The organism is Halomonas sp. JS92-SW72 (assembly GCF_003547075.1).
GTDB classification, from domain to species: domain Bacteria; phylum Pseudomonadota; class Gammaproteobacteria; order Pseudomonadales; family Halomonadaceae; genus Halomonas; species Halomonas alkalicola.
Map to the genome: position 1 here is coordinate 3,783,014 of NZ_CP032147.1, position 19,084 is coordinate 3,802,097.

At 68.6% G+C, this 19,084-nt stretch carries 18 protein-coding genes and 3 tRNA genes; 13 read left to right on the plus strand and 8 right to left on the minus strand.

Annotated features, from left to right (window positions below; all coding sequences use genetic code 11):
* Positions 1 to 89: 89 nt before the first annotated feature.
* Entirely contained in the window at positions 90 to 2,672 is a 2,583-nt protein-coding gene (gene mutS, locus D1793_RS17830) for a DNA mismatch repair protein MutS (RefSeq protein ID WP_119023329.1), read from the minus strand.
* 106 nt (positions 2,673 to 2,778) lie between these two features.
* On the opposite strand from mutS, the gene D1793_RS17835 reads away from it, so the two are divergent.
* The 9 genes from D1793_RS17835 (at position 2,779) to D1793_RS17875 (ending at position 9,883) form a co-directional block, all read left to right on the plus strand.
* Positions 2,779 to 3,291, plus strand: coding sequence for a CinA family protein (locus D1793_RS17835; protein ID WP_119023330.1), 513 nt, complete (start codon positions 2,779 to 2,781; stop codon positions 3,289 to 3,291).
* Positions 3,292 to 3,398: 107 nt separating this feature from the next.
* Positions 3,399 to 4,460: a recombinase RecA gene (gene recA, locus D1793_RS17840; protein ID WP_119023331.1), complete on the plus strand. Its 1,062-nt coding sequence runs from the start codon at positions 3,399 to 3,401 to the stop codon at positions 4,458 to 4,460.
* Between the two features lie 3 nt (positions 4,461 to 4,463).
* The gene (locus D1793_RS17845; protein WP_119023332.1) at positions 4,464 to 4,952 is read left to right on the plus strand and encodes a regulatory protein RecX; all 489 of its coding nucleotides are present in this window, start codon (positions 4,464 to 4,466) and stop codon (positions 4,950 to 4,952) included.
* Between the two features lie 134 nt (positions 4,953 to 5,086).
* Positions 5,087 to 7,699: an alanine--tRNA ligase gene (alaS, locus tag D1793_RS17850; RefSeq protein WP_119023333.1), complete on the plus strand. Its 2,613-nt coding sequence runs from the start codon at positions 5,087 to 5,089 to the stop codon at positions 7,697 to 7,699.
* Positions 7,700 to 7,805: 106 nt separating this feature from the next.
* Entirely contained in the window at positions 7,806 to 9,056 is a 1,251-nt protein-coding gene (locus D1793_RS17855) for an aspartate kinase (RefSeq protein WP_119023334.1), read from the plus strand.
* Positions 9,057 to 9,255: 199 nt separating this feature from the next.
* Positions 9,256 to 9,453: a carbon storage regulator CsrA gene (csrA, locus tag D1793_RS17860; RefSeq protein ID WP_119023335.1), complete on the plus strand. Its 198-nt coding sequence runs from the start codon at positions 9,256 to 9,258 to the stop codon at positions 9,451 to 9,453.
* A gap of 80 nt (positions 9,454 to 9,533) precedes the next feature.
* Positions 9,534 to 9,626: transfer RNA gene (locus tag D1793_RS17865), tRNA-Ser, on the plus strand.
* A 55-nt stretch (positions 9,627 to 9,681) separates the two neighbouring features.
* Positions 9,682 to 9,758 (plus strand) — tRNA-Arg (locus D1793_RS17870).
* Between the two features lie 48 nt (positions 9,759 to 9,806).
* A tRNA-Arg gene (locus tag D1793_RS17875) sits at positions 9,807 to 9,883 on the plus strand.
* Positions 9,884 to 10,046: 163 nt separating this feature from the next.
* Here D1793_RS17875 and D1793_RS17880 read toward each other — a convergent pair.
* On the minus strand, positions 10,047 to 11,006 hold the full coding sequence (locus D1793_RS17880; protein ID WP_119023336.1) for a tRNA-dihydrouridine synthase: 960 nt from the start codon (positions 11,004 to 11,006) through the stop codon (positions 10,047 to 10,049).
* A 180-nt stretch (positions 11,007 to 11,186) separates the two neighbouring features.
* Here D1793_RS17880 and D1793_RS17885 point away from each other — a divergent pair, with 180 nt between their 5' ends.
* The 3 genes from D1793_RS17885 to D1793_RS17895 are packed head-to-tail and all read left to right on the plus strand — an operon-like array spanning position 11,187 to position 14,553.
* On the plus strand, positions 11,187 to 11,438 hold the full coding sequence (locus D1793_RS17885) for an OadG family protein (RefSeq protein ID WP_119023337.1): 252 nt from the start codon (positions 11,187 to 11,189) through the stop codon (positions 11,436 to 11,438).
* A 56-nt stretch (positions 11,439 to 11,494) separates the two neighbouring features.
* Complete coding sequence (gene oadA, locus D1793_RS17890) at positions 11,495 to 13,318, plus strand: sodium-extruding oxaloacetate decarboxylase subunit alpha (protein WP_119023338.1); 1,824 nt, start codon at positions 11,495 to 11,497, stop codon at positions 13,316 to 13,318.
* Positions 13,319 to 13,329: 11 nt separating this feature from the next.
* Positions 13,330 to 14,553: a sodium ion-translocating decarboxylase subunit beta gene (locus D1793_RS17895; protein ID WP_119023339.1), complete on the plus strand. Its 1,224-nt coding sequence runs from the start codon at positions 13,330 to 13,332 to the stop codon at positions 14,551 to 14,553.
* A 1,594-nt stretch (positions 14,554 to 16,147) separates the two neighbouring features.
* On the opposite strand, the gene D1793_RS17915 is transcribed toward D1793_RS17895, so the two are convergent.
* From D1793_RS17915 to D1793_RS19560, 5 genes are all read right to left on the minus strand, one after another.
* Complete coding sequence (locus D1793_RS17915) at positions 16,148 to 16,615, minus strand: hypothetical protein (RefSeq protein WP_119023342.1); 468 nt, start codon at positions 16,613 to 16,615, stop codon at positions 16,148 to 16,150.
* Between the two features lie 156 nt (positions 16,616 to 16,771).
* A complete protein-coding gene (locus D1793_RS17920; RefSeq protein ID WP_119023343.1) occupies positions 16,772 to 16,975 on the minus strand; it encodes a hypothetical protein in 204 nt (67 codons plus the stop codon).
* 2 nt (positions 16,976 to 16,977) lie between these two features.
* Positions 16,978 to 17,253, minus strand: a complete 276-nt coding sequence (locus tag D1793_RS17925; protein WP_119023344.1) for a hypothetical protein — start codon at positions 17,251 to 17,253, stop codon at positions 16,978 to 16,980.
* An 11-nt stretch (positions 17,254 to 17,264) separates the two neighbouring features.
* Entirely contained in the window at positions 17,265 to 17,465 is a 201-nt protein-coding gene (locus D1793_RS17930) for a hypothetical protein (RefSeq protein ID WP_119023345.1), read from the minus strand.
* Positions 17,462 to 17,713, minus strand: coding sequence for an AlpA family phage regulatory protein (locus D1793_RS19560; RefSeq protein ID WP_162900018.1), 252 nt, complete (start codon positions 17,711 to 17,713; stop codon positions 17,462 to 17,464). Before D1793_RS19560 ends, D1793_RS17930 begins: the two co-directional genes overlap by 4 nt.
* Positions 17,714 to 17,924: 211 nt before the next feature.
* On the opposite strand from D1793_RS19560, the gene D1793_RS19565 reads away from it, so the two are divergent.
* Positions 17,925 to 18,323: an entry exclusion protein 1 gene (locus tag D1793_RS19565; RefSeq protein WP_162900019.1), complete on the plus strand. Its 399-nt coding sequence runs from the start codon at positions 17,925 to 17,927 to the stop codon at positions 18,321 to 18,323.
* 1 nt (position 18,324) lies between these two features.
* Here D1793_RS19565 and D1793_RS17940 read toward each other — a convergent pair whose 3' ends face one another.
* Positions 18,325 to 19,083 carry a hypothetical protein gene (locus D1793_RS17940; RefSeq protein WP_162900020.1) on the minus strand — a complete coding sequence of 253 codons (759 nt, stop codon included), beginning with the start codon at positions 19,081 to 19,083 and terminating at the stop codon, positions 18,325 to 18,327.
* Between the last annotated feature and the right edge of the window lies 1 nt (position 19,084).

A 19,084-nucleotide genomic window follows, 5' to 3' on the forward strand; every position in this document is an offset into this window, starting at 1 on the left:
TATGCTAAGGCGGCGGTGAATCTGACCATTCTAGTCGCGGCCCCCTGGCCTCGCAAGAGAAGGGGCGGCGCGCCTCGTGATACGCCTCGCTATAAGGACTCCCGCCAGCGGTAGAGCAGCTCGAGCGCCTGGCGCGGGGTCAGCTCGTCCAGGTCGAGGCCGCCGAGCTCTTCCATCAGCGGGTGGGGGGCGCTGGCGAAGAGGTCGCTCTGCTGCGGCATCGGGGGATGGTCACCGAGGCGCTGCGCGGTCCGGCTACCCTGGTCCACCTCCTGCTGCTCCAGCTGGGCGAGCTTCTCTCGGGCCCGGGCGATCACCCCCTGGGGCACGCCGGCGAGCTGGGCCACCTGCAGGCCGTAACTCTGGCTCGCCGGGCCCTCCTCCACGCGGTGCATGAAGACGATGCCGTCACGGTGCTCGGCGGCCGTCAGGTGCACGTTGGCCACCCCCTCGGCCTGTTCGGGCAGGGCGGTCATCTCGAAGTAGTGGGTGGCGAAGAGGGTGAAGGCGCGGGTACGCGTCAGCTGCTCGGCGCTGGCCCAGGCCAGCGACAGGCCGTCGAAGGTACTGGTGCCGCGGCCGATCTCGTCCATCAGCACCAGGCTTTCGTCGGTGGCGTTGTGCAGGATGTTGGCGGTCTCGGTCATCTCCACCATGAAGGTGGAGCGCCCGCCGGCCAGGTCGTCCGAGGAGCCGATGCGGGTGAAGATGCGATCCACCGGGCCGATCTCGGCGGCGTCCGCCGGCACGAAGCTGCCGGTATGGGCGAGCAGCACGATCAGCGCCGCCTGGCGCATGAAGGTGGACTTGCCCCCCATGTTGGGGCCGGTGATCACCAGCATGCGGCGGTCGTCGCCCATCACTAGGTCGTTGGGCACGAAGGGGGCGTCGGAGACCTGCTCCACCACCGGGTGGCGGCCGCCCCGGATGGCGATGCCGGGGGTCTCGGCCAGCCGCGGCCGAACGAAGTCCAGCGCCTGGGCGCGCTCGGCGAAGGCGCACAGCACGTCCAGGGCGGCCAGTGCGCGGCCGCTGGCCTGCAGGGCGTCGAGTTCGGCGTTGAGGGTGTCGAGCAGGCCGTCGTAGAGCAGCTTCTCCCGGGCGAGCGCCCGCGACTTCGCCGACAGCGCCTTGTCCTCGAACTCCTTCAGCTCGGGGATGATGAAGCGCTCGGCGTTCTTCAGGGTCTGGCGGCGCACGTAGTCCGCCGGGGCGTCCCTGGCCTGGGCGCGGGGGATCTCGATGTAGTAGCCGTGGACCCGGTTGTAGCCCACCTTGAGGCCGGGCAGGCCGGTGCGCTCGCGCTCCCGGGTCTCCAGCCTCACCAGGTAGTCGCCGGCGTGCTCGGCCAGGCCGCGGTGTTCGTCGAGCTCGGCGTCGAAGCCCTCGGCGATCACCCCGCCGTCGCGAATTACCACCGGCGGGTTCTCGATCAGGGCGCGGGACAGGGTATCGGCGAGCGCCGGGTAGGGGCGGATATGGCGCCGGAGCTCGTCCAGCGCGGTGCCCTCGGGGTAGTCGGCAAGCGATTGCTCCAGTGCCGGCAGGGCGTTGAAGGCATCGCGCAGCCGGGCCAGGTCCCGCGGGCGGGCGCTGTAGAGGGCGACCCGGGCCAGGATGCGCTCCACGTCGCCGATCGCCTTGAGCGACTCGCGCAGCGCCACGAACCCCTCGGCCTCGAGCAGCAGCGCCACCGCGGCCTGGCGGGCCTGCACCCGCTCGCGGTCGCGCAGCGGGCGGTTGAGCCAGCGCTTGAGCAGCCGCGAGCCCATGGCCGTCGCGGTGGTGTCGAGCACGCTGGCCAGGGTGTTGTCGCCGCTGCCCCCGAGGTTGATGTCGATCTCCAGGTTGCGGCGGCTGGCGGCGTCGATCACCACGGCATCGTCGCGGCTCTCCACGCCGATGGCGGTGACATGGGGCAGGCCCGAGCGCTGGGTGTCCCGGGCGTACTCGATCAGCACGCCGGCGGCGGTGAGGGCGGCGGTGAGATGGGCGCAGCCGAAGCCGCGCAGGTCCTGGACCCGAAACTGGTCGCACAGCAGGCGGGTGGCGCTCTCCAGGTCGAACAGCCAGTCGCCCTGACGGCGCAGGCCGCGCCGGCCCTCCAGGGCCGGGGGCAGGGTCTGGCTCTCGGCCACCAGCAGCTCGGCGGGGTCGAGGCGCTGGAGCTCGGCCAGCATCTCGCCTTCACCCTCGACCTCCAGCACGCTGAAGCGCCCGCTGGAGAGCTCCAGCCAGGCGAGGCCCATGCGCTCGCCCGCGGCGTGAACGGCCACCAGCAGGTTGTCGCGGCGGGCGTCGAGCAGCGCCTCGTCGTAGAGGGTGCCGGGGGTGACGATGCGCACCACGCGCCGCTCCACCGGCCCCTTGCTGGTGGCCGGGTCGCCGACCTGCTCGCAGATCGCCACCGACTCGCCGGCCGCCACCAGGCGCGCGAGGTATCCCTCGGCGCTGTGGTAGGGGACCCCGGCCATGGGGATCGGCTTGCCGGCCGACTGGCCGCGCTGGGTCAGGGTGATATCGAGCAGCGCCGCCGCGCGGCGGGCGTCGTCGAAGAAGAGTTCGTAGAAGTCGCCCATGCGGTAGAAGAGCAGCACGTCGGGATGGTCGCGCTTGATCTTCAGGTACTGGACCATCATCGGCGTATGAGAGGGGCTTGCGGCCTGTGACATCGGAGCTCCCTGTTGAGGCTCTGCACTCGCTGGCAAAAGCCAGTATTCTACCGTCCAGGCATCGGCTCCGTCAGGAGCGATTGCAGATGACTCAGGAGACCGCCCCATGCCCCGTTCCGCCGCCAGCCTGGCCAACCTCGACCTCATCACCCTGGCCGAGCGCCTGGGCCGGCTCTGTCGAGAGCGGGGCGTGACGATCACCGCCGCCGAGTCCTGCACCGGCGGCGGGGTGGCCAGCGCCATCACCGCGGTGGCCGGCAGCTCCGACTGGTTCGAGACCGGCTACGTGACCTACTCCAACGCCGCCAAGTCCCGCCTGCTGGGCGTTCCCGAGGCGCTGCTCGAGGCCCATGGGGCGGTGAGCCGCGAGGTGGTGGAGGCCATGGTGGTCGGCGCCTGTCGCGACAGCGGCGCCGGCCTCGGCGTGGCGATCAGCGGCGTGGCCGGCCCCGGCGGCGGTAGCGACGCGAAGCCGGTGGGCACCGTGTGGCTGGCCTGGGGCGATGCCCAGGGCGCCAGCGCCGAGTGCCATCGCTATCCCGGTGATCGCCGCGCGGTGCGCGAGCAGGCGGTGCGCGAGGCCCTGGTGGGTCTGGTCCGTCGCCTCGAGGCTCGCTGAGCCCCGCCCCGTATCCGGGCCGAATTTGCACTGGTCCTGCCCACCCTTTTTCGCCATACTACTGTCCAGTCATACAGTATTCAGACACCTCGACCAGGAGATCCGACATGGCTCAGGATGACAACCGCTCCAAGGCGCTGAGCGCCGCGCTTTCCCAGATCGAGCGCCAGTTCGGCAAGGGCACCGTGATGCGCCTCGGCGATGCCCCGCGGGTGGTCATGCCGTCGGTGTCCACCGGTTCCCTGGGGCTCGACATCGCACTGGGCATCGGCGGCCTGCCCTTCGGCCGCGTGGTGGAGATCTTCGGCCCGGAGTCCTCGGGCAAGACCACTCTGACCCTCTCGGTGATCGCCCAGGCCCAGAAGCAGGGCAAGGTGTGCGCCTTCATCGACGCCGAGCACGCCCTGGACCCGAGCTACGCCGAGAAGCTCGGCGTCAACCTCGATGACCTGCTGGTCTCCCAGCCCGACACCGGCGAGCAGGCCCTCGAGATCTGCGACATGCTGGTGCGTTCCGGCGGCGTCGACGTGATCATCATCGACTCGGTGGCCGCACTCACCCCGCGGGCCGAGATCGAGGGCGAGATGGGCGACTCCCACGTCGGCCTGCAGGCGCGCCTGATGTCCCAGGCCCTGCGCAAGATCACCGGCCACATCAAGAACGCCAACTGCCTGGTGGTGTTCATCAACCAGATCCGCATGAAGATAGGCGTGATGTTCGGCAGCCCCGAGACCACCACCGGCGGCAACGCCCTGAAGTTCTACGCCAGCGTGCGTCTGGATATCCGTCGCACCGGCTCGGTGAAGCAGGGCGACGAGGTCACCGGCAACGAGACCCGGGTCAAGGTGGTCAAGAACAAGGTGGCCCCGCCGTTCCGCCAGGCCGAGTTCCAGATCCTCTACGGCAAGGGCATCTACCATGCCGGCGAGGTGATCGACCTGGGCGTGCAGTGCAACCTGGTCGACAAGGCCGGCGCCTGGTACAGCTACCAGGGCAACAAGATCGGCCAGGGCAAGGCCAACGCCGCCCAGTTCCTCGAGGACAACCCGGCCATCATGGAGGAGATCGAGAGCCAGATCCGCGCCCAGCTGCTCGCCGCCCCGGCCCCCAGGGAGGAAGCCGAGGAGCCCGCCGCGGCCGAGGCCGGTCGCGAGGACGACCTGCTGTAAGCCATGTTCGCTCAGGCCGACTCCGACGCCACGCCCCGTGACGACGCGATCCGCCTGCTGGCCCGGCGCGAGTACTCCCGCGCCGAGCTGGCCACTCGGCTCGCGGCCAAGGGGCACGCGCCTGCGGCCATCGGCGAGTGCCTCGATGCCCTCGAGGCGCAGGGCCTGCAGTCCGACGCCCGCTTCGCCGAGAGCTTCCTGCGCTCGCGCATCCTGCGCGGGCAGGGCCCGCTGAAGATCCGCCAGGCGCTCTCGCAGCGCGGCATCGAGCGCGAGCTGGTGCGCAGCGCCTTCAGCGAGCAGGAGGGGCAGGGCGGGGTCGACTGGTTCGCCCTGGCCTGCGAGACCCTTGCCCGGCGCTTCTCCGGCCCCGGCGACACCCCCCGCGAGCGCGCCCGGCGCGAGCGCTTCCTGGCCGGTCGCGGCTTCGACTTCGAGCAGGTGCTTCACGCCCTGGATCACGCCTGGGACTCGGCACCGGATCTCGACTAGTGGCAGGATCCGCCCCGTTCTTGCGGGTGCTGCCTCTTCAGTCCCTTGACAGCTGCGCTATAATGTCTCCCTTTGCGAACGCCCCGGGTGGCCTCGTTGCCGACGACCACCCTGCCCATCGCCACGGATACCCCATGAAAAGCGCAGACATCAGACAGGCCTTCCTGAGTTACTTCGAGGAGCACGGCCATACCGTCGTGCCCTCCAGCTCCCTGGTGCCGGGTAACGACCCGACCCTGCTGTTCACCAATGCCGGCATGGTGCCGTTCAAGGACGTCTTCCTGGGCCGTGACCCGCGCCCCTACGTGCGGGCGGCCTCGTCCCAGCGCTGCGTGCGCGCCGGCGGCAAGCACAACGACCTGGACAACGTCGGTTACACCGCCCGCCACCACACCTTCTTCGAGATGCTGGGCAACTTCAGCTTCGGCGACTACTTCAAGCGCGACGCCATCCGCTTCGCCTGGACCTTCCTCACCGAGACCCTGGGCCTGCCCAAGGAGAAGCTGTGGGTGACGGTCCACATCAGCGACGACGAGGCCGAGGCGATCTGGAAGGAGGAGATGGGCATCGACCCGGCACGCTTCTCGAAGCTCGACGAGGACAACTTCTGGCAGATGGGCGATACCGGTCCCTGCGGCCCCAGCTCCGAGATCTTCTACGATCACGGCCCCGAGGTGTGGGGCGGGCCTCCCGGCAGCCCCGAGGAGGACGGTGACCGCTACATCGAGATCTGGAACCTGGTCTTCATGCAGTTCGAGCGCGACGCCGCGGGCACCCTGCATCCGCTGCCCAAGCCCTCCATCGACACCGGCATGGGCCTCGAGCGCATCGCCGCGGTGATGCAGGGCGTGCACTCCAACTACGAGATCGACCTGTTCCAGAACCTGCTGGCCTCGGCGGCCCGCCACACCGGCCATGCCGACACCCGCAACCCCTCACTGCGGGTGATCGCCGACCATATCCGCTCCTGCGCCTTCCTGATCGCCGACGGCGTGCTGCCCTCCAACGAGGGGCGCGGCTACGTGCTGCGCCGGATCATCCGCCGCGCCATCCGTCACGGCCACAAGCTGGGCGCTCAGGGCAACTTCTTCCACAAGCTGGTGGGGGCGCTGGACGTCGAGATGGGCGACGCCTACCCCGAGCTGCGCGAGGCGCGCCACCAGATCGAGCGCGTGCTGCTCAAGGAAGAGGAGCAGTTCGCCCGCACCCTGGAGCACGGCATGGGCCTGCTCGAGGAGGCGCTGGCCGGTCTCGACGGCGAGGTGCTGCCCGGCGAGACGGTGTTCAAGCTCTACGACACCTACGGTTTCCCCTATGACCTGACCGCCGACGTCTGCCGCGAGCGCGGCGTGACCCTCGACGAGATCGGCTTCGAGCGAGCCCTGGAGGCCCAGCGCGAGCGCGCCCGGGCGGCCAGCCAGTTCGGCGCCGACTACGGGGCGGCGCTCGACCTCGAGGGCGAGACCACCTTCACCGGCTACGACCGCCTCGAGGATCGCGCCACCGTCACCGCCATCGTCGACCGCGAGGGCAATGCCCTGGAGGGCCTCGTGCCCGAGCAGCGCGGCATCGTGGTGCTCGACCGCACCCCCTTCTATGGGGAGTCCGGCGGCCAGGTGGGCGACACCGGCTACCTGCACCTCGCCGATGGCAGCCGCTTCCTGGTCACCGACACCCAGAAGCAGTCCGGCCACCACCTGCACCACGGCGTGCTGCTCGAGGGCGCGCTCGCCGTGGGCGCCGAGGTGCGTCCCGAGGTCAACGCCGAGCTGCGCACCGCCACCATCCGCAACCACTCCGCCACCCACCTGATGCACAAGGCGCTGCGCCTGGTGCTGGGTGACCACGTGGCCCAGAAGGGCTCGCTGGTGACCCCGGAGCGCCTGCGCTTCGACTTCAGCCACTTCGAGCCGATGAGCGCGGAGCAGCTCGCCGAGGTGGAACGCCTGGTCAACGAGCAGGTGCTGGCCAACGCGGCCACGCAGATCGAGCAGATGACCCTCGATCAGGCCAAGGCCAAGGGGGCGGCGGCGCTGTTCGAGGCCAAGTACGCCGACAGCGTGCGGGTGCTGACCATCGGCGCCGACGACTTCTCCATCGAGCTGTGCGGCGGGACCCACGTGGCGCGCAGCGGCGACATCGGCTGCTTCCATATCGTCAGCGAGCAGGGCATTGCCAGCGGGGTGCGTCGCATCGAGGCGATCACCGGCGAGGGGGCGCTGGCCTGGTTCCACGAGCAGGAGGCGCGCCTCACCCGCATCGGCGAGCGCCTCAAGGCCAAGCCCGAGCAGGTCGAGGAGCGTGTCGAGTCGCTGGTGGAGCGCAATCGCAGCCTGGAGAAGGAGCTCGAGCGGCTCAAGGCCAAGTTGGCCAGCGCCGCCGGCAGCGACATGCTGAGCCAGGCGGCCGAGGTCGCCGGGGTCAAGGTGCTGGCGACCCGCCTGGAGGGGGTCTCCGCCAAGGAGCTGCGCAACGTTCTGGACCAGCTCAAGAACAAGCTGGGCTCCGGCATCGTGGTGCTCGGCGTGGCGGACAAGGAGGCCGGCAAGGTCAGCCTGATAGCCGGCGTCACCGACGACCTCACCGGCCGGGTCAAGGCCGGCGAGCTGGTCAACCACGTGGCCTCCCAGGTGGGCGGCAAGGGCGGCGGCCGTGCCGACATGGCGCAGGCCGGGGGCAGCGACGTCGCCGCCCTGCCGGGGGCCCTGGCGAGCGTGCCCGCCTGGGTCGAGGCGCGCCTCCAGTAACCATCGACAGGGCCGGTGACCGCAGGGTACCGGCCCTGTTTGCAGGGATTCACCTTTCACTCATCCGGGCGCCCCTGGCGTTCGACTCACGAGGGAAAATCGGCATATGGCACTATACGTACAGAAATTCGGCGGCACCTCGGTGGGCTCCGTGGAGCGCATCAAGGCCGTGGCCGAGAAGGTCAAGGGGTTCCGCGACAACGGCCATCAGGTCGTGGTCGTGGTCTCCGCCATGAGCGGCGAGACCAACCGCCTGATCGGCATGGCCAACGAGATCAACGACGAGCCGACGCCGCGCGAGATGGACATGCTGGTCTCCACCGGCGAGCAGGTCACCATCTCGCTGCTGGCCATGGCGCTGCACAAGCTGGGCGTGCCGGCCACCTCCTACACGGGCTCCCAGGTGGGCATCCTCACCGACAGCTCCCACACCAAGGCGCGCATCCAACGCATCGAGACCGACGAGATCCAGGAAGATCTGGACGAGGGCAAGGTGGTGGTGGTCGCCGGTTTCCAGGGCGTGGATGAGGAGGGCAACATCACCACCCTCGGCCGCGGCGGCTCCGATACCACCGGGGTGGCCCTGGCGGCGGCCCTGAAGGCGGATGAGTGCCAGATCTATACCGACGTCGACGGCGTCTACACCACCGACCCGCGGGTCTGCAGCAAGGCCCGGCGCCTGGACTCCATCACCGTGGAGGAGATGCTGGAACTGGCCAGCCTCGGCTCCAAGGTGCTGCAGATTCGCTCCGTCGAATTCGCCGGCAAGTACAACGTGCCGCTGCGCGTGCTCTCCAGCTTCGAGGACGGCCCCGGCACCCTGATCGTTGCAGACTCCGACCAAGACGAGGACTCCATGGAAGAACCGCTGATCTCCGGTATCGCCTTCACCGCCAACGAGGCCAAGCTGACCCTGCTCAACACCCCGGACGTGCCGGGCGTCGCCTCGCGGATCCTGGGCCCGATCGCCGATGCCAACATCGAAGTGGACATGATCGTCCAGAACGTGGCGCCGGCCGGTGACTACACCGACTTCACCTTCACCGTGGCCAAGGGGGACTACAAGAAGACCCTGAAGATCCTCGAGGAGCAGGTGATCCCCGACCTGGGCGGCGGTGAGGTGCGCGGCGACGAGAACATCGCCAAGGTCTCCCTGGTGGGTGTCGGCATGCGCTCCCACGCCGGCGTGGCCTCCAAGATGTTCCGGGTGCTGGCCGACGAAAGCATCAATATCCGCATGGTCTCCACCTCCGAGATCAAGATCTCCGTGGTGATCGACGAGAAGCAGATGGAGCTCGCCGTGCGCGCCCTGCACACCGCCTTCGGCCTCGACAAGAGCGATATCGAGAGCGAATAAGGCTGCCTCGGGCGACCGACACCTTCTACGCTGACAGGGAGGCCCGTGACGGGGCTTCCCTTCAACGGGGAGGTCAGGTGTCATCGGCTGCCGAATTGGTCACGGACGACGCCGTGCCACATAATGACCCGGTGTGCTTCCCGCGGCGAACATGCCGCCGCCGCCGAGTTTCAGAACAAGCCTGAGAAGGAGATCAGCCATGCTCATCCTGACCCGCCGAGTCGGCGAAACCCTGATGATCGGAGACGACATCACCGTGACGGTGCTGGGCGTCAAGGGGAATCAGGTCCGGATTGGCGTCAATGCCCCCAAGGACGTCGCCGTGCACCGCGAGGAGATCTACCAGCGCATCCAGCGCGAGAAGGGCGAGGAGGCCGCCTCCGGCCACGACGACTGATCCCGCGCCCATGAAAAAAGAGGCGGGCTTCGCTGGACAAAGCGCTTCATAAACGGTAGGATACGCCCCGTGTCGATGAGGGAGAGGTGGCCGAGTGGCTGAAGGCGCTCCCCTGCTAAGGGAGTATGGGGTTTATAGCCTCATCGAGGGTTCGAATCCCTCCCTCTCCGCCATGACCGCAAGGCTCAGGTCTCGCAATCAGGGTCGGCACGACTGAAGGAAGACAGGGCGCCCGTAGCTCAGCTGGATAGAGTACCTGACTACGAATCAGGTGGTCGGAGGTTCGAATCCTCCCGGGCGCGCCACTTCAGAACACCAGTACGTGATGGCGATCACGCTAATCATCGCACCACGCGCCCGTAGCTCAGCTGGATAGAGTACCTGACTACGAATCAGGTGGTCGGAGGTTCGAATCCTCCCGGGCGCGCCAGACTCGGACCCGTCCTCTCAGGAGGGCGGGTCTTCTGCTTTCCGGGGTCGTCCCCTTCGTTTTCTGCTAGCCGGAGTCGCCCGAGTTCGAGCGTGACTCCGCGATCGTTTGAGGCGCCGTCGCCATTGCGACGTGCGCCTCTTTTTTATGGCTTGTTTACGGCTTATGCACCTGCCGCGGCACCCGCGGTTTCCTCCCGAGTCGCCAGCCCCTCCAGCAGGGCCTCCAGGTCATTGATCCGCTTGAGGCGCTCGAAGCGGTGGGCGGCCTCCGGGTCCCGGGCGCGCATGTGGTTCAGCCACTGCTTGATCAGGGAGGCCACGACCCGCTCGGGAAGCGTGCTGCGCTGAAGCTCGGCGAAGCGGGTCAGGATCTCGGCCCGCGCCGCCCAGGGCGTCGGCGGCAGGCGCTCGCCGGTGAGCTGCCAGTGGCGGATGCGCGGGGCCAGCCAGGGGTCGGCCAGGGCGCCGCGGCCGATCATCACATCGCGGCAGCCCGAAAGGGTGCGGGCGCGCCAGTAGTCCTCGAGGCTCCAGATGTCGCCATTGGCGACGACCGGGATCGACAGGCGGGAGCGGATGCGCCCGATCCACTCCCAGTGGGCCGGTGGCCGATAGCCCTCGTTGCGGGTGCGGGCGTGGACGACCAGCTGGCGCGCACCGCCGGCCTCGGCGGCCAGGGCGCAGGCCAGCGCCAGGCGCCTGTCGGCGAAGCCCAGGCGGACCTTGGCGGTGACCGGGATCGCGTGGCCCACGGCATCGTTCACGGCGGCTACGGCGGCATAGACGCGGCGCGGGTCGCGCAGCAGCGAGGCGCCACCGTCGTGGCGGTTGACCAGCTTGGCCGGGCAGCCGAAGTTCAGGTCGAGGCTCACGGCGCCGAGGCTCAGCGCCTGGGAGGCGTTGGCGGCCAGGGTCGCGGGGTCGGAGCCCAGCAGCTGAAGATGGACCGGTATCCGGCTCGGGGTCGTGACGCTGGCCCCGAGCAGCTCCGGGCAGTGCTTGTGGAACACCCGCGGCGGCAGCCGGGCATCGACGACGCGCACGAACTCCGTCACCGTCCAGTCGAAGCCCGGCTGGCGGGTCAGCAGGTCACGGGTATGGGCGTCGATGACGCCTTCCATGGGCGCCAGTCCGAGCCGTCCGCTACAGTCTTGTAGTAAATTAACAACGCTGACTTCCACCATGCCCTCATTGCAATCTGACGGGAGTGTGGCAGGTTATACCATCGGAAAATTTGCGCAAGACGCTATCTTGCTGAGTGTTGGCGGCACGGTGGCTGACGATTGATACGGAGGCACGGCATGCAGGATGTGGAACTGCTGGAAGAGGGCCTGGCCCTGATGGGGCTCGGCATGGGCTTCGTTTTTGTTTTTCTTACCGTTCTGGTGATCGTGACCACCCTGATGTCGCTGGTGATCCGGCGCCTCGCCCCCGAGCCGCCCGCGCCCGCCGCCACGCCCGCTCGCTCGCCGGCGCCCCCCCGCCAGGATGACGAGCTGATGGCGGTGATCGGCGCCGCCCTGCATCGCTACCGTCAGCGCCATCGTCGCTGACGCCGGCGTCCCCGCTTTCCCGACGTTCCCTTCACTATTACGACAAGGTCAAGCCAATGACTGACACCGCTCGCCCGCTCGGTATCACCGACGTCGTCCTGCGTGACGCCCACCAGTCGCTGTTCGCCACCCGCCTGCGCCTCGATGACATGCTGCCCATCGCCGAGAAGCTCGACCGCGTCGGCTTCTGGTCGCTGGAGTCCTGGGGCGGGGCCACCTTCGACGCCTGCATCCGCTACCTGGGCGAGGACCCCTGGGAGCGCATCCGCGAGCTCAAGGCGGCCATGCCCAACACCCCCCAGCAGATGCTGCTGCGCGGCCAGAACCTGCTCGGCTACCGCCACTACGGCGACGACGTGGTGGACCGCTTCGTCGAGCGCGCCAGGACCAACGGCGTCGACGTCTTCCGCGTCTTCGACGCCATGAACGACCCGCGTAACCTGGAGCGCGCCATCCAGGCGGTGCGCAACGTCGAGGGCCACGCCCAGGGCACCCTCTCCTACACGGTGAGCCCGGTGCACACCCTGGACGGCTGGGTCGAGCTCGGCAAGACCATCGCCGCCATGGGCGCCGATTCGCTGTGCATCAAGGACATGGCCGGCCTGCTCAAGCCCTATGACGCCTATGAGCTGGTCACCAAGCTCAAGGCCGCGGTGGACATCCCGATCCACATGCAGTGCCACGCCACCACCGGCCTCTCCACCTCCACCATCGTCAAGGCCGCCGAGGCGGGCATCGACAACGTCGACACCGCCATCTCCTCGATGTCGATGACCTATGGCCACAGCCCCACCGAGTCGGTGGTGGCCATCCTCCAGGGCACCGAGCGCGACACCGGCCTGGACCTCGCGCTGCTCGAGGAGATCGCCGCCTACTTCCGCGAGGTGCGCAAGAAGTACGCCGCCTTCGAGGGCTCGCTGAAGGGCATCGACTCGCGCATCCTGATCGCCCAGGTGCCGGGCGGCATGCTGACCAACATGGAGGGCCAGCTCAAGGAGCAGGGCGCCGGCGACAAGCTCGACGACGTGCTCCAGGAGATCCCGAGGGTGCGCGAGGACCTGGGCTTCATCCCGCTGGTCACCCCCACCTCCCAGATCGTCGGCACCCAGGCGGTGATGAACGTGATGATGGGGGAGCGCTACAAGTCCATCTCCAAGGAGGTCCAGGCGCTGCTCAAGGGCGAGTACGGCGCCGCGCCGGCGCCCTTCAACAAGGAGCTGCAGGCCCGCGTGCTGGAGGGTAAGGCGCCCATCACCTGCCGCCCCGCCGACCTGCTCGAGGCGGAGATGGACACGCTGACCAAGGAGCTCAAGGCGAAGGCCAAGGCCGACGGCATCCGCCTGGCCGAGGGCGAGCGCGAGATCGATGACGTGCTCACCTATGCGCTCTTCCCGCAGATCGGCCTGAAGTTCCTCAAGAACCGCGACAACCCCGACGCCTTCGAGCCGGCGCCCCAGGCGCCCGACGCGAGCGCCAACCTGCCGGCCGCTTCGCCGCAGGCCAAGTCGCCTGCCGTCAGTGCAGGCGCGCCGGCCGGCCCCGAGACCTACACCGTCAAGGTCAACGGCAAGGCCTACGTGGTCGAGGTCGCCGAGGGCGGCGAGATCGCCGACGTCCAGGCGCAGGGCGCTGCCGCCCAGCCCGCCGCCGAGGCCGCGCCGGCCGCCACCGGCGAGGTGATCAGCGCGCCGCTGGCTGGCAACATCTTCAAGGTCAACGTGCGCCCGGGCGATGCGGTCAAGGCGGGCGACGTGGTGATCATCCTCGAGGCCATGAAGATGGAAACCGAGGTGCGTGCGGCGAGCGCCGGTACCGTCTCCGCGGTCAAGGTCGGCGAGGGCGACAGCGTCGCCGTCGGTGACGTCCTCATCGAGCTCTAAGGGGCCTCACCATGGATAAGCTGGTAACCCTCTGGTATGGCTCGGGGGCCTACAACCTGACCCTCGGCCAGGCCAACATTCCCGAGGCGGGCCTGGCCATCTCGGCCCTGGACCAGGCCATCGAGGTGGCGCGCCCCGCGGTGCTCCACCAGATGGCCATGGCGCTGGGGGCGACCCTGGACCCGCTGGCCGGCGAGGAGGCCTGGCGGGCCACCCTCAAGGCGCTGGTCGACCACGGCGCCTCGCCGGACCAGCTGCGTGCCGCCAAGGACGTGGCCATGAACGTCGGCTACGGCGACGGCCTGCTCTACACCTTCTACCAGGTCGCGGTCGCCTCGGGCATCGCCCCGCTGCTGATCTTCATGGGCGTGGGGGCGATGACCGACTTCGGGCCGCTCCTGGCCAACCCGCGCACCCTGTTCCTGGGCGCGGCGGCGCAGTTCGGCATCTTCGCCACGGTGTTCGGCGCGGTGGGCCTGTCGGCCCTGGGCTGGATGGACTTCTCCCTCGAGCAGGCCGCCGCCATCGGCATCATCGGCGGCGCCGACGGCCCCACCTCGATCTACGTGTCGAGCGTGCTGGCCCCGGAGCTGCTGGGGGCCATCGCCGTGGCCGCCTACGCCTACATGGCGCTGGTGCCGATGATCCAGCCGCCGATCATGAAGCTCTTGACCAGCAGGAAGGAGCGCGAGATCACCATGACGCAGCTGCGCCCGGTGTCGAAGCTCGAGAAGATCGTCTTCCCGCTGGCCCTGCTGATGCTGGTGGCGCTGTTCCTGCCGGACGCCGCGCCGCTGTTGGGGATGTTCTGCTTCGGCAACCTGATGCGCGAGTGCGGCGTGGTCGAGCGCCTGACCGACACCGCCCAGAACGCCCTGATCAACATCGTCACCATCGTGCTGGGCCTGGCCGTGGGCTCGCGGCTGATGGCCGAGAGCTTCCTGGCCCTGGAGACCCTGGGGATCATGGCGCTGGGCATGGTGGCCTTCGCCATCGGCACCGCCGCCGGCATCCTGATGGCCAAGCTGATGAACGTGATGAGCAAGATGCCGATCAACCCGCTGATCGGCGCCGCCGGGGTCTCCGCGGTGCCCATGGCAGCCCGGGTGGCCAACAAGGTGGGGCTGGAGTCCAACCCGCACAACTTCCTGCTGATGCACGCCATGGGGCCCAACGTGGCCGGGGTGATCGGCTCGGCGGTGGCCGCGGGGGTGATGATCAAGTACCTGGGCTGAGGCCAGCGGCGCGACATCGCGTTGCCAGCCCTCCAGGGAGCCGCGCCGGGTGAAGGGGCTCGGCACCTTGCCGGAGTCCTGCCACACCACGTCATCCCGTCCAATGGGGCCATCCGGCAGCACGAAACAGCTCAGCGGGTTGGCGTCGCCCTCGTACCAGCCGGGCCGGCTCATGGTCTCCAGGCGCTCGCTCACGCTCTGCCGACTGGCGATGTACTCCTGGACGGCGGGACGCTGCCGGTGGGTGACCTCCAGCCCCATCTCCATCAGGATCTCCAGCAGCTTGTCCGCCTTGCCGGCTAGGTAGCGCATGGGCATGACCCACTCGGCTTCCCGGCGCGTGGTGCTGTTGGTGAAGCGCAGCATCAGCCCCGTCCGACCTTCCTCGACGTTGAAGGTCTTGGCCACCACGTGGAGCGGGGCGCAAATGCGGGTGTCGACGGGAACGCCGCCGTCATCGCCGGCCTTGATCGTGTGCAGCCACACGCCAGGGGCGTACCTGTTGCCGTCGATCTCGGTCCAGTTCTCGTAGACCCGGAAGCTTGGGCGCTCGATGGGGTCAGCCGCGGGCCGGGCTGGCACGATGGACACCGCGTTCTCGAGGAGCGTCGCCCCCTGGTCGCCAAGGGCCGCGTCCAGGTCGTTGAAGTCCCACTTCGCGTCCTCTGGGGTGTCTGCCGGCTTCTCGGGGAAGAGCGCCGTACCGCGCGCCTTCTCCGCCGCCTTGAGCGCCGCCAGGCGGCCCGGGTTGTTCTCCTGGTCGCGGTCTTCATCGCCGGCAATCAGGATCTCGATGTCGGGTCCGAACTTGGCGCGGATCTCGCTGGCCACCAATGCCAGGTTGTTCGCGGTCATGGCGCACACGACTGGCTCGCCGGTCGCACGGTGCAGGGAGGCGCCGGTGGCCCACCCCTCGCAGACGTAGACGCGGCGGGCCTGAGCGGTCAGGCGACCAATCAGGGTATAGGCGCCCTTCTTGCGTGCGCCCTTCATGCCGCGCTTGTCGCCGTTTGCGGCGATGCGCTCCAGGTTGACCAGCTGGCCCTGGTGGTAGAGCGGGACCACCAGTCGCTCCCCCTCCTGCCGGAGGTTGTAGGCGGGGACTCCCTTGCGGGCCAGGTAGGGGTGGGCAGGATCGGCAGGGCGCGCGGCCTCCCATTCGCGCTGGGCGCGCGCGGCATTGTCCGCCTGGGACTTCCGCTGAGCCTCCTCCTCCTGGGCGCGCTTCTGGTCGTGGCGGTTGCGGGCCTCCTCGCGACGGGCCTGAGTCTCCGGGTCAGGCTTCGCGGAGCCGCCTTCCTGGAAGAGCCCCAAGCCCAGCTCGTTGTCGATAACCCGGGCCGCGTCCCCCTGGCGGATGCCGTCCAGGTAGGCGCGGAGCGATACCAGGTCGCCGCCCTTGGCGTCGGGGTCGGCGAAGTCGTAATAGGCGCCGCTGCTCAGGTTGACGGAGAAGCTGCCAGGCTTGCGGTCGCCGCGAACCGGGTTGCATGCCTCCCACTCGTCACCCTTGCGCTTTCCCTCCGGCAGCCAGGCCATCACCAGCCGCTCGGCATGGGGCGCCGCCGCCTGGGCAACGGCGCGGATCTTGTTGTCACTCATGGCGGCCCCCTGCCATGCCGTTCACCTCGTCGGTCACGTCGTGCATGGCGTTGGCCAACTGCTCAACGCGACGCATCAGGTCGCGGGCCTGGAAGCTCTTCGCCTTGAGCTTGCCCTTGCTGCTCTGGGCGGCCACATCCTTGAGCATGTTGAACAGCACCACGGTCAGCTCGTCGCTGCCGCTGACCAGCTGCTGGCCACGGCCTGCCACGCGGGGCGTGCGGAGGTGCTGGTGGATGCGGCCAAGGTAGCCCGCCGTGAAGGCGTCGCGGTGCTCATGGAACCTGTCGGGAAGGACCTCATTCAGGTGGGCGTAGTAGGGCTGGAGGTCATCCCACGGGCGGGCCATCCACAGCTCAGCGGCCCGCGCGCCGGCCTCGACGGAGCCCTGGTCGCGGGCGGGGATGTCGGTCACCAGCTCGGGATAGCCTGGTGTCGGGGGGATAATGGCGTAGGTCATGTGGAGCGGTCCTTCTCAGGGCGCCCACGTGTCAGGTTTACCCGTTTTCGCTATACTGGTGCCTGACTCGTGATCGCTAGTGGTGCGGTTCGGGTTATGGGCGGTGGCCCAATTCTTGAAACGCCTCGGGGGTGGTGCCCCGGGGCGTTTCTTCGTTCATGCCTCGGCAGCTAGGCGGCTCTTGTCCGCCACGGTGAATCGCGCTGCCTGGACGCGCTCACGCTTCCCTGGCACGCAGTAACCGTGATTGCTGCGTCCTGCCAGCGCCTCCTCGACAGCCTGTTTCACCGCCGGCCAGTCCTGCGCATAGAACGGCATCGAGGCGCTTCCCACGGTCAGGGTGATGACTCGCTCTGCCATGCTCAGTCGCTCCCGAAGTTGGTCCGGTGATGGCCTGCCAGGGGCCGGTCTACGCCGAAGCGAACAAACTCGGCGGTCAGCGTACGGGCATCCCCGAGAGGGGAAGGCGCCCGGAACTTCCCTTGAGGGAGTTCTTCGTAAGAAACCGCCGGATCGGCCTCCAGCTGGAGGGCATCGGTCACTGCCTGTTGCAGGGCGGGCCATTCATCCGGGTGGATCTCCAGCCTTCCCCCGCCGGGGCGGGTCAATCTCAAGATATTGCGGTGCCTGGTCGACATGGGGCGTCTCCTCAGCAGTCAGTCAGGATCGATGCGCGCTGGTCACCGCGCTGGAAGGTCTGGACGCCGTTGGGCGCCTTCAGGGTGGAATGCTTCAGCGGATCGATGCCCGCCGCGTCCAGGGCCTGGGTCAGGGCGTTGTGCAGGCTCACGGCCTCGTGTTCGCTCAGGTCCAGGCGCTGGCCGCCATGGGTCAGCTTGATGGCCGTCATTGGGCGGCTCCTCGTGAGGTTTCGGGGGTCCATGGCTTCACTTGGCGGGTGGTGCGCTTGTCTCGGCAGTTCTCCAGCCAGGCGTAAACCTCGTCGCTCAGGTATCCCCGCGTCCGGCTGGTGATCCAGACGGGCGACGGGAACTCTCCCCGGGCGGTGAGCGTGTAGCGGGTGCCACGGGAGAGGCCGGTGATTCGGGCCACCTCGTCATCGCTCATGATGCGCAGTTCGTTGGTTGCCTCAGCCATGCTTCCTCCTGTGGATCTGGGGCGCTCGCAGACATGGTGAGCGATCTTTTCAAGCCCGTGGGGTCGGGATGTCCTTAAAACCGGGAGTTTGAGGACATTTGGTCCGGGCGCTGGCGTGATAGCCGGCTTGCCCCGGGTGTCGGGCGCCGAAATGAGCCAGAATGGGCGGTGACACACTCGCCGATGACACGTCAGGACCACACTTCGACACATGCAACTCTCCATCGCGGAAGCGGCCAGGCTCTACGGCAAACAGCGCAAGACGCTGTACCGCCACATGGACGCCGGGAGGCTCAGTTATCAGGTTCTCGGGTCGGGGCGTCGCGCTCTGGATCTCGCGGAGCTGATTCGCGTCTATGGGGAACCGCCCGGCCAGCGACACGGAAATGACACACACCCAGCGGTAGGGGTGACACGCGAAGGTGAGGCACTGGTGTGGCGCGCGATGCTGGAGGAGCTTCAGGCACTACGCCGGGAGGTCGCGGAGCTGCGTCAGCAGCTTGCCCTGCCCGCCCCGGCTGAGCCTGAGCCGCCCCCTCGGCAGGACCGCCCCGACGAGGTGCGCTCCCTGGAGGACGTGCTGGCCCGGTTCGAGTCTCGCCGTCATTGAGTCAGCCGCCGCGCGGGGTGACCTGGACCAGGGCGGCATCATTGGCGCGCAGGAAAGCCAGCCGCTCGTTGTAGAGCTGCGCCACGACATCGCCCACGGCACCGCCCGGGAGGCCCTCCACGTGCTCCACACGCTCGCCGCTGGCCGTGATGGCCTGCCAGACGCCGGACTCGGGGTCTCGGTGGATCTCCAGCAGGTAGGCCCCCACCTCCACGGGCCAGCCGTCCAGGGTCAGCGTCAGGTGATGCACGCCATAGCCGAACGGCTGCCAGGCCCAGCCCATCTCCGGGGTCTTCTCCCGCTGCCCTGGGCGAAGGTGCGGCATCACTGAAGGCGCGATCTCCTCGCCTCGGTTCAGGGCGTCCAGCCGCTGGTTGATCAGGGCGACAATCAGCCGGTCCAGCGGCCCGCCGTTGGTGACCTCGAGGCCGGCTAGGCGCTCACCACTCGGTGTCACGGCCTGCCACGGAGCGACACGTGTCGGCTTCTCCAGGCGCTGAATGCACAGGCGGGTGAGGATCGGCCAGCCCTCCACGTCCAGCTGGAGGAAGGGGCGCCCCTGGTCATCCGCGATCCACTCCCACGCCGCGTGATAGCAGGCGTCGAAGGCGGCTTCCTGGCTCTTGAAGCGTGCCCCGCAGCGCTTGCAGTGCCAGCGCACCTCGCGATTGCCGGGCGATGTCTCCTTCGAGCCCTGGCTTGCGCTCAGCTCGTGGCCACAGCCCCGGCATAGCCGCTTACCCCAGCGCCGCTTCCCCATC

Excerpts from the sequence above, each read along its gene's own strand:
- mutS (WP_119023329.1), bottom strand. The coding sequence starts at position 2,672 with ATGTCACAGGCCGCAAGCCCCTCTCATACGCCGATGATGGTCCAGTAC.
- D1793_RS17835 (WP_119023330.1), top strand. The coding sequence starts at position 2,779 with ATGCCCCGTTCCGCCGCCAGCCTGGCCAACCTCGACCTCATCACCCTG.
- recA (WP_119023331.1), top strand. The coding sequence starts at position 3,399 with ATGGCTCAGGATGACAACCGCTCCAAGGCGCTGAGCGCCGCGCTTTCC.
- D1793_RS17845 (WP_119023332.1), top strand. The coding sequence starts at position 4,464 with ATGTTCGCTCAGGCCGACTCCGACGCCACGCCCCGTGACGACGCGATC.
- alaS (WP_119023333.1), top strand. The coding sequence starts at position 5,087 with ATGAAAAGCGCAGACATCAGACAGGCCTTCCTGAGTTACTTCGAGGAG.
- D1793_RS17855 (WP_119023334.1), top strand. The coding sequence starts at position 7,806 with ATGGCACTATACGTACAGAAATTCGGCGGCACCTCGGTGGGCTCCGTG.
- csrA (WP_119023335.1), top strand. The coding sequence starts at position 9,256 with ATGCTCATCCTGACCCGCCGAGTCGGCGAAACCCTGATGATCGGAGAC.
- D1793_RS17880 (WP_119023336.1), bottom strand. The coding sequence starts at position 11,006 with ATGGAAGGCGTCATCGACGCCCATACCCGTGACCTGCTGACCCGCCAG.
- D1793_RS17885 (WP_119023337.1), top strand. The coding sequence starts at position 11,187 with ATGCAGGATGTGGAACTGCTGGAAGAGGGCCTGGCCCTGATGGGGCTC.
- oadA (WP_119023338.1), top strand. The coding sequence starts at position 11,495 with ATGACTGACACCGCTCGCCCGCTCGGTATCACCGACGTCGTCCTGCGT.
- D1793_RS17895 (WP_119023339.1), top strand. The coding sequence starts at position 13,330 with ATGGATAAGCTGGTAACCCTCTGGTATGGCTCGGGGGCCTACAACCTG.
- D1793_RS17915 (WP_119023342.1), bottom strand. The coding sequence starts at position 16,615 with ATGACCTACGCCATTATCCCCCCGACACCAGGCTATCCCGAGCTGGTG.
- D1793_RS17920 (WP_119023343.1), bottom strand. The coding sequence starts at position 16,975 with ATGGCAGAGCGAGTCATCACCCTGACCGTGGGAAGCGCCTCGATGCCG.
- D1793_RS17925 (WP_119023344.1), bottom strand. The coding sequence starts at position 17,253 with ATGTCGACCAGGCACCGCAATATCTTGAGATTGACCCGCCCCGGCGGG.
- D1793_RS17930 (WP_119023345.1), bottom strand. The coding sequence starts at position 17,465 with ATGACGGCCATCAAGCTGACCCATGGCGGCCAGCGCCTGGACCTGAGC.
- D1793_RS19560 (WP_162900018.1), bottom strand. The coding sequence starts at position 17,713 with ATGGCTGAGGCAACCAACGAACTGCGCATCATGAGCGATGACGAGGTG.
- D1793_RS19565 (WP_162900019.1), top strand. The coding sequence starts at position 17,925 with ATGCAACTCTCCATCGCGGAAGCGGCCAGGCTCTACGGCAAACAGCGC.
- D1793_RS17940 (WP_162900020.1), bottom strand. The coding sequence starts at position 19,083 with ATGGGGAAGCGGCGCTGGGGTAAGCGGCTATGCCGGGGCTGTGGCCAC.